At 46.9% G+C, this 13,460-nt stretch carries 9 protein-coding genes and 1 pseudogene; all 10 read left to right on the top strand.

Annotated features, from left to right (window positions below):
• The first annotated feature begins 79 nt into the window (after positions 1–79).
• The 10 genes and pseudogenes from AC0WRU_RS21045 to cydC all read left to right on the top strand — a co-directional run bounded on the left by AC0WRU_RS21045 (position 80) and on the right by cydC (position 13,357).
• Entirely contained in the window at positions 80–1,498 is a 1,419-nt protein-coding gene (locus tag AC0WRU_RS21045) for a helix-turn-helix domain-containing protein (protein ID WP_476126195.1), read from the top strand.
• A gap of 224 nt (positions 1,499–1,722) precedes the next feature.
• Positions 1,723–1,884, top strand: a pseudogene (locus AC0WRU_RS21040) (zincin-like metallopeptidase toxin domain-containing protein); the annotation flags it as partial.
• Between the two features lie 31 nt (positions 1,885–1,915).
• Positions 1,916–2,269 carry a hypothetical protein gene (locus AC0WRU_RS21035; protein WP_476126194.1) on the top strand — a complete coding sequence of 118 codons (354 nt, stop codon included), beginning with the start codon at positions 1,916–1,918 and terminating at the stop codon, positions 2,267–2,269.
• Positions 2,270–2,847: 578 nt separating this feature from the next.
• Complete coding sequence (gene def, locus AC0WRU_RS21030) at positions 2,848–3,429, top strand: peptide deformylase (protein WP_476126193.1); 582 nt, start codon at positions 2,848–2,850, stop codon at positions 3,427–3,429.
• Positions 3,430–3,592: 163 nt separating this feature from the next.
• Entirely contained in the window at positions 3,593–5,383 is a 1,791-nt protein-coding gene (locus AC0WRU_RS21025) for a sensor histidine kinase (protein ID WP_476126192.1), read from the top strand.
• Entirely contained in the window at positions 5,376–6,944 is a 1,569-nt protein-coding gene (locus AC0WRU_RS21020; protein WP_476126190.1) for a response regulator, read from the top strand. Before AC0WRU_RS21025 ends, AC0WRU_RS21020 begins: the two co-directional genes overlap by 8 nt.
• 406 nt (positions 6,945–7,350) lie before the next feature.
• Positions 7,351–8,757 carry a cytochrome ubiquinol oxidase subunit I gene (locus AC0WRU_RS21015; protein ID WP_476126189.1) on the top strand — a complete coding sequence of 469 codons (1,407 nt, stop codon included), beginning with the start codon at positions 7,351–7,353 and terminating at the stop codon, positions 8,755–8,757.
• Positions 8,744–9,757 (top strand): cytochrome d ubiquinol oxidase subunit II, encoded by a 1,014-nt coding sequence (gene cydB, locus AC0WRU_RS21010; RefSeq protein ID WP_476126188.1) that lies wholly within the window; start codon positions 8,744–8,746, stop codon positions 9,755–9,757. Before AC0WRU_RS21015 ends, cydB begins: the two co-directional genes overlap by 14 nt.
• Entirely contained in the window at positions 9,757–11,556 is a 1,800-nt protein-coding gene (cydD, locus tag AC0WRU_RS21005) for a thiol reductant ABC exporter subunit CydD (RefSeq protein WP_476126187.1), read from the top strand. Before cydB ends, cydD begins: the two co-directional genes overlap by 1 nt.
• Positions 11,537–13,357, top strand: coding sequence for a thiol reductant ABC exporter subunit CydC (gene cydC, locus AC0WRU_RS21000; protein WP_476126186.1), 1,821 nt, complete (start codon positions 11,537–11,539; stop codon positions 13,355–13,357). The genes cydD and cydC overlap by 20 nt, the downstream gene beginning before the upstream one ends.
• The last annotated feature ends 103 nt before the right edge of the window (positions 13,358–13,460 follow it).

The raw sequence follows: 13,460 nt of genomic DNA, 5'->3' as shown, positions 1-13,460 counted from the left end.
TGTATTTTACTACTTGTTTCTCAACTACATAATTTATTTAACTATAATAACGATTTTATGCTGAAAGGGTGGCTTATCCATGAAAATCACACCCACGATACGCGCAGAATTAGACAGATACTTAAAACAAGAGGGTTTGAGTCTAACGCAATTTGGATATATTGCAGGCATTAATAGGGGGATAGTAAGTGGTATTGTGACAGGTAATAAGTCTATGTCCGCTAACCAGTTAGATTGCATTACTGAGGCTATGGGTTTACCGGAAGGCTACTTTTACGACTTATTTATAGAAAACTACATCATCGACATTCCCCCGAATATGAGGCGGATCGAGCCATTTTTGTATCGCTGTGCGGAGTTGGACAAGTTTGACTCGATTCGTCGAGTGGCGGAAGCCATCATGGACAATCTACTCTATTCGCCCAAACTGTTTGACATTGCAGAGGCGCTATTAGCACAAGGACGACATGTCGCTGCATTACTACTCTATGAAGGTGTAGCAGAAGCGGAAAAATACCAACATTCGGAACGTTTGGCAATCTGCCATTATCGTATATTCACAATTCAGGTTGGAGACGATCAACGCCAAAATCTCAAGGCAGCTACGATATTTGAAGCTTTTGTTGAGCGCCTAGATGAAATAGACCAGCTTGACGCATTGAAGGACTTGGCGAACGTGTACAGGTCTTTGCGTCAATGGGACAAGGTTGATGAAATGGCAAAAAAAATGAGAGATAAAGCGGAAATCCAATATTCAATGAAGCATCAACAAAAGAATCGAAAGAGCAGGGAGCATAAAAAGGAAACCAGGGGGCCGTTATTTGGATATATTGCTTATGCCGACTTACTGTGTGCCAGTGTTTGTGAAGCCCAAGGCGATTATGAGCAAGCTCTACAATATACATACGCCTACGCTAATTTGGATTGGGTCAAAGAGATTGATGAGGATACCCAACACTGGGTTAACTTGTTCAAAGATTGGGCAGAAGGAAATACGTATGTAAATAAGCTCCTGTCTGGAGATACGAGTGTGCTTTCAGAGTACGTTGAATATATAACAGTAACATCAATCGCCAACAATAATGAGAAGCTCTCAAAGCTGTTGAACGTTATGATAGCAGCTAACCGATATGGAATAGATGTGGATGATGTCCTTTTACGTTTTGAAACGGACATTAATTCTTTTTCTCAACTCCCAGCTTCTACAGATATATATACCCAACAAGTGATACCGGACTATTTTGTATGGTTTGGTTACGAAATGGCCCATTACTATTTACATCAAGGTGTGTACAGTGATGGTTTTAAATATTTGATGAATGCAATGGTAAAAGCGAATATACTAAATAACGAGACATATTTTATAAATTGTATGGGCTTATTTTTACATTTTCAGGATTATGCGGTTCCTGAAACTAAAGCAGGGTTTTTAAATTTTATTGAAAAGGTGTGGTTAAGTAATGTTAAAAAAAATGGCACTGCTAATCGTTGCGAGTAGCTTTTTGTTTTTTTTATCCGTACCCAATCAGACGCACAATCATGATCAGCCTATTCAGACCCTTGTACAGATTGGTGGATTTTAAACGTGTAACAAATTGAATTAAAAGTTCGTTCAAAAATGCACTCCTAAAATAGGTTATTGGAGAGAACCAACAGGTTCAGCCAATGAAATTTTGGGGTGCATTTTTTTTATATATGAGTAATCAATAGTCCTATCATGCCAAGCAGTGGAAGGAACTAGGGGAGGATAACTATTTACAACAAAGCACTCTTGAGAGAGAAGAATTCGTTTATAATGAAATTATGAAAAATAAAGAGCTATTTAATGACGGTGAAATTCTCTCTTCGCAAAAATATATCTATAAATTAAGAAACGGGGAATGACCTCCACTGGGCTGGAAAGGTTTTGAAAATAATGAGTGGAAAGATAAACAAACATCTTACAGCAGAACGAGCAATGCAAATAGCTGAGAACTACAAGGGAAAGTATAACCTTTCTGGAACAATAGACAGTACAAAGGAACGTGCTGCAAAATTTTATAATCAGTTTGACGATTCCAATCTTCCAGTCTGGCTTGTGATGGTAAGTATAATTCCAACCATATTCGAAGCAGATGATGAGTATACCATTGTGATCTCTGATGAAGAGGCGCAGGTTAAATATCTTATTGATCCTAATGGACATTATTATGCTCCTCATATAAAAGAGGATGGATTGACGGACGAAGAGTTTGATAAATTATGGAATGAAGATTCAGAAAACAATTAATCCACTTTGTTCAAAAAACAGGACTATAACACCACCTTGATGATGTTATAGTCCTTAAATTATGAACAGAAATTATTATTTTAACGAAGCATAAATTTTAGAAGAAGAAAGATAAGTAGTATCTCAAAATGTAATCTTGGGGATTTGGACAAGGTACCGGTGTAGAAGTTCCGGAAGCAATAGGCCAATGGAATTTGGTTGGGGTTGCATTGCTTGTTGTGAGAGCCGTCCATGTGTTACTTGAAGCGTTCTTAATTTGAAGGTTTGCAGCTGTAACTTGTGAATCGAATACTTCCCAAGCTGGCATTGTGCTAGGTATTTTGCTATACACATTGCTACCGCCTGTCACAATCAGACGCAAATCTGATACGGTTTGTCCCTTAGTATAAGTCCTATAGGTGTATTTCACTTTTAAAAGCCATATTGTTTAGCTTACACTCCACTGCGGCTTTATTTTGACAATTCATTTCATGAATAGATATAATTTATGGGATAAAACTTGCAGTAAAACCGGGGATTTTACGCATATTTTGCAGGATCACATGAGAGTATATTTATTAATGAATCGAGGCTGATGAATGAGCAATCAACCGATGGAGATGCTTCTCACGAAGGATATCGTACGTGAAGGGGAAACGATTTTGCGTACGAAGGTTGATCCGGTAGACTTGCCGCTGCGAGAAGAGGATCTTCAACAGATGCAATGGATGCTGGATTATCTGAAAAATAGCCAAAATGAAGAGCTGGCCACCCGCTATGAGCTGCGCCCGGGTGTGGGGCTATCCGCCAACCAGGTGGGTCTGAACAAAAGAATGTGTGCTGTCTATTATCAGGATGGAGACAAAACGATAGAGTATGCACTGTTTAATCCCAAGCTGGTCAGTCACTCGACGTCCATGATTTATTTGGAGCAGGGTGAGGGGTGCTTGTCAGTGGATCGTTACATACCCGGATATGTCCCGCGTTATGAAAAAATTCGCATTAAGGCCAATTTGCCGGACGGGACTCAGGAGATACTGACCTTCAAAGGTTATGCAGCGATTGTGGTACAGCATGAGATGGACCATTTGGACGGCATCATGTTCTATGACCATATTAACCCGGACGATCCTCAAAAGCTGCCGCAGGGTGTGCATATTGAACCTTTTGTGCGTGAATAGTTCATGATCCGTAAAGTGTGGTGACTCTGTTCGCCACATTTTTATTTTGCAAAAAAATATAGATATAGAGGTTGCGAAGCTTTAAACTGGAATCATGTACATCGTGATGCGGTGAGTTAAGGAATACATAATAATGTAAGCGCTTATCTAACGGGGGGATGGCATGTTTCGTGGAGTTCGGCATCTGATGAATAATATGCGTATGCGAAATAAGCTGCTGTTCTCCTACGTGCTGATTGTCATGATCCCGGTGCTGGTGGTGGGCGGCTGTGTCACCTTTTATTTACGGGAGCAGGCTTTGGGCAGTGCAATTGCCCAAACGGTGAACAATGTGGAAAAGATCAAGAGCCAGACTGCGAATTTATTGCGCGTTCCCACGGATATATCAAATGGGCTGATGTTCGATAAAAGGCTGAGGGAGATGACGAACCGCCGTTATTCGGGCATGGTAGAGCTGATGAATGCGTATCATCAATACAAGGACTTTAATGAGTATGTACAGCAGTATAGAGAAATTGCTTCCATTCGTTTTTATTCGTATAATCCGACGCTTGTCAATAATCTGGAATTTATCCCTGTAGATTCTGGTATTGAGCAGCAGAAGTGGTTCCAGACGGCCTTGAAGGGGACGGCGATTAACTGGTTTTATATTCAGGATAAGGAGGATAACCCGGTAAACCGGCTGAGTCTGGTGCGGCAAATTCCCTTTCCGGAATACAACACCAAGGGAGTTCTGATGATTGCGCTGAGTCAGACGGAGCTGAACAATATGCTCAGCAAGGAACCGTTTGAAACGCTGATTGTGGATCGTAACGGAATTGTGGTCGCGGCTACCCATACACAGTCCGTGGGTCAAACCTTGGCGGATCTGCATTTGGGCTTTGATGTTCAGGGTGCGGGTAAGGGAATATATGAAGCAAAAATAAACGGGAAATCCTCGAACATTATTGTGGATGAGCTGCTGCCAGCCTCAAGTGTGAGCGGATTGACGATTATCTCGGTGTTTTCGACGGAACATATTGTACAGGGAGCGAACCGGATCAGCTTGATCGGCGCATTGTGTGTTCTTGCGGTGCTGGTCATGGCTTTGATTCTGATTACGATGATTTCCTGGCTGATCACCAAACGGCTACAGCGATTGAGCCATGAGTTGGGTAAGGTGGCTGCGGGGGATTTCCATGTCGTGTCGAGCGTGGAGGGAATGGACGAAATCGGGGATTTGTCCCGCCGCTTCAACTATATGGTCGCTAGCATCCGCCAGTTAATGGGGCAGGTTTATGAAGCGAGTGAGAAAAATAACAGGCTCGAAATGGCACAAAAGGATATCAAGCTGAAAATGATGGCAAGCCAGATTAACCCGCACTTCCTGTTCAATGCGCTGGAGTCTATCCGAATGAAGGCGCATCTGAACGGGGAAGCGGAGATTGCAACAACGGTACGTTTGCTTGGCCGACTGATGCGGCGGAATTTGGAGATTGGAAGCGGTAAAACGACAGTGCGTCAGGAACTGGATATGGTGCGATCCTATTTACAAATTCAGCAGTTCCGGTTTGGAAATCGTTTGATCTATGAAGTGAATTTGGAAGAAAGCGCTGAGGAGATGTCCATTCCTCCATTAATTATACAGCCGCTGGTGGAGAACGCAGTTATTCATGGCCTTGAAAACAAGGAAGAACCGGTTACTGTGAAAGTCGATATTTCGATGGAGCTACGAGAGCTGCAAATAAGAGTGGCCGACGATGGAATTGGCATGGAAACCGAGCAGTTGTCCCGTCTGCTGGACCGCATAACAGGCACGGATGAGCCGGAAGGGAGCAGTATCGGGCTGCGCAATGTTCACCAGCGTCTGACGCTGATGTATGGCGAACGTTATGGTCTGCACATTGAGAGCGTACCGCAGGCAGGAACAACCGTAACCTTTTCAATACCCAGGGAGGAGGAGTCGAATGTATAAAGCGATGATTGTGGATGATGAGCCTGCGATTCGTGAAGGATTGACCTCCATTATTGATTGGAATGACTGCGGCTTCCATATTGTAGATACCGCAGGGAACGGGCGCGAGGCATTGGATAAATTTAAGGAGCATCGGCCGGAGCTGGTCATTGTCGATATACGGATGCCGGGGATGAGTGGGCTGGAGGTCATACGGAGCATACGCGAAATGAACGGCGAGCCGTTTCATTTTCTCATTTTAAGCGGATATGCGGACTTTGATTATGCACGGCAGGCGATGGGCTTTGGCGTGGATGGTTATTTATTGAAGCCTGTGGACGAAGAAGAAATGACGACAGAGCTGAAACGGGTACGGCGAAGCATTGAGAGTGAAAAAGAAGACGGCAAGTGGGGGAGCCCGACTCCCCATGAGCGCGATTGGATCGAAACCCTGCTGTTTCCTGAACATCCTGACCAGTATCCAGCGCCACCCGCTTTGGATTGGGGAAGCTATCAGGTCGTACTGCTGGATCTGCGGATACCCGACTGGGATCGGCAAGCTCGGCAGTCAGCAGCAAAGCTGCAGCTAACGGAAATGTGCGAGGAGCAGGGCAGGGGGATTATATTCGAGGCCGGAATATATACAGGCTTGCTGCTTCCCGCCACGGTGGAAACAGAAGAAAATGCTGTTCGGCTGCTGGCTTCCTGGCGACAGGCATTAAAGCCGTGGACAACGGAAATATACGTAGCTGCTGGTGATCCGGTGGGCAGACTACATGATATTCCAAACTCTTTTGAGCAGGCGCTGCGTCTACTGGAGCGTACTTTCCTGTTCCGTGCGGAAAGGGTGATGCTTACCCGTGACCTGTATGATTTGGAGACCTCGGACGAGGGAATGTGCGAAACGACTGATAAAACCTCGGACCCTATGCGTTATGCAGAAAAGCTATACTACGCACTGGATATGGCGAATCGTGAAGCTGCAATACGTGTATTGAAGGAAATGGAGGTCCAATTTCCTCAGATCTATCGTACAGAAGCTGCAATCAAGGCGGCGTTTGCACAGATATTTACCTTGGCGCTGAACAAGTATGCGGCCGGACAGGAGCAGAGCCGGACCGTGCTGGAGGAGCATTCGCGCTTGATTACGGATGTATATGCTTATTCAACCTTGGGTGAGCTGGTGGATCGGTCGCTGGAGCATGTGCTGCAATGGATTGGTCAGACCGATTCGGGCGGTAAAGAAACGATCATGAAACAATTGATTGATTTCATTCACAGCCATTATGATGAGAACCTGCGCTTGGAGCTGTTGGCGGATATGTTTAATTACAACAGCGGCTATTTGGGCAAATTGTTCAAAAGTCATACAGGCGAAGCCTTTAACGCTTACCTGGACAAGGTGAGGATCGAGCGGGCGAGGGAACTGCTTGCACAGGGAATCAGGGTGCATCAGGTGGCAGGACGTGTCGGATATGCCAACGCCGATTATTTTCATGGAAAATTCAAAAAATATGCGGGGATGTCGCCTTCCTCCTACCGTAATCGGGTTCAGAAGAACGGAGGGACGGAGGGCAGTTGATGGGCTCCCATAGATTAAATTGATGAAGTCTCTCTTACAGATGTCGGAGCAAAAGTCTCCGAACAAAGAGAGCCTTTTTTTATGAAAAAATTTGGATAGATCAATCGCAAATGTCACACTAACTAGAAGATTTGAGTTGTTTTCATAAATTAGCCATCGTTACGACACAGTTTTGACACGATGTTCACACTTTCGATTCTATTTCATTCAAAGCAATTCTATATAATGATGATATTCTGAAGCTGGATCATGAGATCCCGTAGTGAAGATGCCTGAGGGGGCTATTCCTAAAAAGTGATCGTTCCATATGTAATAATGTGAATACTATCACAAGGATAAAAGAAGGCTTCAGAGCCCAATTATTATAACTCATTGTTAAGAGAAGTGCAGAGGGAGGAGCAACATCATGGACGTATTGGATTTGGCACGGTTGCAGTTTGCAACCACAACGATTCTTCACTTTGTTTATGTGCCGATCTCCATTGGATTGTCGTTGTTGGTGGCAATTATGGAGACTATGTATGTTATCAAGAAAAATGATTTGTACAAAAAAATGGCTCAATTCTGGGGAACGTTTCTGCTGATTAACTTTGCAGTGGGCGTCGTCACCGGGATTTTGCAAGAGTTTCAGTTCGGGATGAACTGGTCGGACTTTTCCCGGTTTGTCGGTGATGTGTTCGGTACGCCGCTGGCGATTGAGGCACTGCTTGCCTTTTTCCTGGAATCAACCTTTATCGGATTGTGGGTATTCGGCTGGGAACGTCTGTCCAAAGCAGTCCATTTAATCTGTATGTGGCTGGTATCCATCGGTACGATGCTGTCTGCTTTGTGGATCTTGGCAGCCAATTCATTCATGCAGCGTCCAGTAGGATATGAGATTCAAAATGGTCGCGCAGAAATGAAAGATTTTGCCGCTCTGTTGACGAACGAACAACTGTTGTGGGAGTTTCCTCACACACTGTTTGCTGCTTTTGCGACGGGGGCATTTCTCATCGCGGGTATTAGTGCATGGAAGCTGATGCACAAAAAGAATCTGGATTTTTTCAAGCCTTCTTTTAAATTAAGTATTATTGTTGCATTAATCAGTGCCATTGCTATTCCTTTGTTTGGTCATGGACAGGCTCAATATTTGGTGAAAACACAGCCAATGAAGATGGCTGCCAGTGAAGCTTTGTGGGAAAACAGCGGTGATCCGGCCCCTTGGACGGTTATCGCACGTATTGATCCTGAAAAGAAGGAAAATACCTTTGAGATTAAAGTTCCTTTTGCCCTGAGTTTTCTATCCTATAGTAAATTTTCCGGCTCTGTGCCTGGTATGAATGAGCTTCAGGCAGAATATGAAAAAACCTATGGTCCAGGCGATTATATCCCGCCAGTACGTACTACGTTCTGGAGCTTCCGCATTATGATTGCGGCGGGATGTGCCATGATTGCACTCGCTTTATACGGAGCTTACCTGACTTTCCGTAAAAAGTTGGAGGGCTCGCATCGCTGGTTCTTCCGTCTCATGATATGGGGGATATCTCTTCCATTCATTGGGAATACTGCAGGTTGGATCATGACTGAAATAGGTCGCCAACCGTGGACTGTATTTGGTTTGCTTCAAACCAAAGATTCTGTTTCGCCTACTGTTGTGGCAGGAGAAGTGCTGTTCTCGTTCATTTCATTTACCACATTGTATTTAATTTTAACGGGTGTGCTGGCGTTCCTGTTTTTCCGTACGGCTCGCAAAGGTCCGGATATCGAGACACATCAGCAAACGGTCATTCATGACCCATTTGCTCAAGGGGGTGACACCATTGTCGCTAAATGATTTATGGTTCTTATTGATCGCTGTATTGTTCACCGGCTTCTTTTTTCTGGAGGGTTTTGATTTTGGCGTGGGGATGGCTACAGGATTGGTACCGCGTAATGACCAGCAAAAACGCTTGATGATCAATACGATTGGTCCATTCTGGGATGCGAATGAAGTATGGCTGATCACAGCAGCGGGTGCGATGTTTGCCGCTTTCCCACATTTTTATGCGACCATGTTCAGCGGATATTATCTGGTATTTGTGTTTATTTTGCTAGGCTTGATCTTACGCGGAGTCTCCTTTGAGTTCCGGGGCAAGGCAGAAGGAAAATGGTGGACAGGGACGTGGGATGCCTGCATTCTGATTGGCAGCTTTCTGCCGCCGATGCTGTTCGGTATGGCTTTTGCGGCTTTGGTAAAGGGTGTACCTATTCAGCAAAACATGGACTTGAAAGCCGGATTCTCCGATGTGTTTAACGGATATACGGTATGGATTGGACTGACCGTGGTGGGGATGTGCCTGATGCATGGGCTGACGTTTATTTCCCTGCGGACGATTGGAGAAGTGCGGGATCGTGCCCGTGTGGTTGCGTCTAAATTCCTTCCGATATTAGGTATTTTGCTGGCTGGTATGGTGGTATGTACTTATTTTGCAACAGATGTATTCGCACGTCGTGGCCCTTATATGTATGCCGCAGTTGCAGTGGGGATCGTCGCCTATGTGCTGGCATGGTATTTCCTGAAGCAGCGCCGCGAAGGCTGGGCCTTCGGGATGACGGGGGCTATCATTTTGCTGACATTCGTTTCGTTGTTCATCGGCTTGTTCCCGAGATTTATGGTGAGCTCGATCAACAGTGCATTTGATTTGACGATATATAATGCAAGCTCCAGTCATTACACACTGAAAGCCATGACGATTGTTGCAGCAACGCTTTTACCCTTTGTGCTGGCTTATCAGGCGTGGAGCTACTTTGTTTTCCATAAGCGTCTCAGTGAAAAGGATCATTTGGAATACTAATGGATAAAGCATGGTTTGGATTAAAGGGCATTCGGCCGGTAATGCTGCTGCTGGCCGCCCTTTCCCTGGCCCAGGGGGCCGCTGTGATTGCGCAAGCGATTTTTTTGGCAAAGGCTGTTACGATTTTATTTGAACAAAATCCGCTGGTGATGGCTTGGCCGCCACTGGCCTTGTTTTTCGCGGCTTTTGCTGCGAGGCATACGATGATCTGGCTGCAACGCCGGACAGCAGGCCGTTTTGCCGAAGTATCAGGCGCTTCCTTGCGGGAGCGTCTGCTTGCTCGTTTGTTCGAGCGAGGGCCTGTTTTTGCTGCCAAGGAAGGTAGCGGGAAGCTGGTGACGTTGGCGCTGGATGGAGTGGATCGTTTTCGCACGTATTTGGAGTTGTCCATTCCGCGTATGATTGACATGATGTGTGTGACGATACTTGTGCTAGTGTCTGTTTTCACATTGGATGTAATTTCAGGTGTGATTTTGACGGCTACGATGCCCATCCTGATTGGCTTCTTTATCCTGCTGGGCTTGGCGGCGCGGAAGCAGGCAGATAAACAGTGGCGCTCCTATCGCCTATTGTCGCATCATTTCACGGATTCGTTGCGCGGCCTACAGACGCTGCGTTTTTTGGGCCGTAGCCGAGAGCATGGGGAAACGGTCGGGAAGGTCAGCGACCAGTACCGCACGGCTACGATGCGTACACTGCGGGTCGCGTTCCTGTCCTCTTTTGCTCTCGATTTTTTTAGTATGTTGTCGGTGGCTTTTGTGGCGGTAGGCTTGGGCTTGCGACTGATTACCGGATCGGTGGGACTGGAAGCGGCCCTTGCGATACTCATTCTGGCCCCGGAATATTTTATGCCTGTACGCCAGTTGGGATCGGACTATCATGCCTCGCTGGATGGCAAGGAGGCTTGGGGTGCAATGCGCTCCATTCTCGATACAGAGGATGAAGCGGCTCAGCAAACAGATTCGGTGGATATCCTTACGGGGAGTGGCAGCGCAGACAATGCTAAGGGTGACGGCAATGCCCTAAATATCACGGGACAGGATACGATCAGGCTATCGGATATATGCCTTCTCAACGAGGACGGTTCTGCACGGCTTGACCACATATCCACAAGTGTTGAGCCGTATATGAATATGATCGGCATCGTCGGAGCCAGCGGTGCAGGTAAAACAACGCTGCTCAGTTTGCTTGGCGGCTTCGCTGAACCGACCTCGGGCGAGCTGAATATGAATGGATGGACATTGGCTGGTGATGCCAAAGCCGAATGGCAGCGTCATATTGCCTATATTCCGCAGCATCCGTACCTGTTCAGCGCTTCCTTGGTGGATAATATCCGGTTTTATGAACCGGAGGCGTCCAACGAGCAAGTGGGATGGGCGATTGACGCGGTTGGACTGCGTGAGCTGGTGGATAGTCTTCCGAATGGATGGGAGGAGCCGATTGGTGAAGCGGGCCGGACGCTGAGTGGAGGACAGGCGCAACGGATAGCGTTGGCGCGTGCTTTGCTGAGTAACCGTCCAGTGATTTTGCTGGACGAGCCGACTGCACATTTGGATATTGAGACGGAATGGGAGCTAAAACAGACGATTCTATCTGTTTTGCAACATAAAAGAGTGTTTCTCGCGACCCATCGACTCCATTGGATGCCGGATATGGACTGTGTCTGGATGATGAATCAAGGCCGTCTGGAAGAAGCAGGATCACATAAGCAATTGGTTGCCCGCAAGGGAGGATATTACCGTTTGCTGACGGGAATGACGGAAGGAGGGGACGGACGATATGCGAGCCACGGACAATAGCGGCCAAGGCTGGTTTATATTTTATCTGAGACAATATTTCTGGGCCTTTCTAGCTGCGGCCCTTTTGGGCGCTCTGGCGATTGGATGTGCAGGTGCATTGCTCTTTACGTCCGGTCATCTGATTACCCGTTCGGCTTTAAAACCCGAAAATATATTGATGGTGTACGTTCCGATTGTGCTTGTACGGACGTTCGGTTTTAGTAAAGCAGTCATTCAGTATCTGGAACGGTTGGTGGGGCATGATGCCGCTCTGCGTCTCGTGTCCCGTATGCGGGTGCGACTGTATCGGGCGGTAGAACCGCAAGCACTTATGATTCGCAGTAAGTTTCGTACAGGGGATCTGTTGGGTTTGCTGGCGGAGGATATTGAGCAGCTTCAAAACATATATTTGAAGCTGGTTCTGCCTGCGATATCGGCGTTGCTCATTTATGCATTAGGCATTTCGGCGCTCGGACGGATGGACGGAACCTTTGCCCTGATGATGGCGCTGTATTGCGGATTTTTACTTTTTATCGCCCCGGCCATCTCGCTGTGGACCTCGCTCGCCAAACGGCGAACGTTCAAGCAGGAACGGAGTACAGCCTATCAGGAGCTGACTGATGCATTGTTCGGCATGAGTGATCTCATGCTGAGTGGTCGGACTGGACATTTTCTGGCTTCCTTCACCCAACGGCAAAACAAGGCTGCTGTAGTGGAAAATTCACTTCGGCGGGGCGAATGGCGCTCTCATTGGATCGCACAGTGCGTCGTAGGTGGCGGAATTGTGATGATGACCGTATGGGCTGGAGGACTGGTAGCAGAGAACCGTATAGAGGCAACATGGCTGGCATCCTTTACGCTTGTTGCTTTTCCGCTGCTGGATGCTTTCGTCCGCGCTGGAGAAGCGGTGGTCCATGCGCCGGAATATCAGGATTCGCTTAGGCGCCTGAAAGAGTCAGAGAAGAATACACCTACACATGCTACATCTACATCGGTTTCGGCCTCGGCTTCTGTGAAAGCAGGGCAGCAAGCAGCAGGTGGCACAGTAGACAAAACAGAGGTAGAACATGTGACCGCCCAGCGATCTGGCAACTCAAACGAGCTGCTGCTGAACAACGTGAGCTACCGCTATACAGCAACGCAAGAATGGAGCGTGCGCGACATTTCCCTGCGTGTGCCGCAAGGAGGCAAGGTTGCACTGCTTGGTCGCAGCGGTGCGGGCAAGTCCACGCTGCTGAATCTGATTCAGGGGGCATTGCAGCCGGATGAAGGGAGCGTCACTGTCGCAGGTGCGCCCGTGTATACAGGCGGGGCGTATTCCAGCCTGTTTGCAGTATTAAACCAGCAACCGTATTTGTTCGATACAACGGTAGCAAACAATATTCGGTTGGGGCGGCCCGATGCTACGTTGGAAGAGGTTCGGGCAGTAACGGAGCAGGTGGGACTGGGAACGCTGATTGATTCCTTGCCGGATGGCTACGACACCCGGATGCAGGAAACGGGCCTGCGCTTTTCCGGTGGAGAAAGACAACGAATTGCACTGGCGCGGATTTTGCTTCAAAATCACCCCATTGTTCTACTGGATGAGCCAACGGTGGGACTCGATCCGCTGACAGAGCATGAACTAATGCAGACGATGTTTCGTGTGCTGGAGGGCAAAACGCTCATCTGGATTACACATCATCTGACCGGAATGGAGCATATGGACGAGGTGATCTTTATGGAGCAAGGCGGCATTTCGATGCGAGGCAGTCATGAGCAGCTTTGGCAGGAGCAGCCACGATACCGCAACCTGTATGAACTGGATCATCCCAGTCTGTAAAGAAATAGAGAAGATCAAGCTTCGGTGCAACATAACTCGAATAAAGTATTTTAAATTTTGATTAACTTATATATACTGGTTAGAGTTAAAGTGTTACACGTGA

The sequence above is a fragment of the Paenibacillus sp. 1-8 genome (assembly GCF_056316205.1).
Note: the sequence above shows the minus strand (reverse complement) of the source record. Positions and strands in the feature narration are given on the sequence as shown.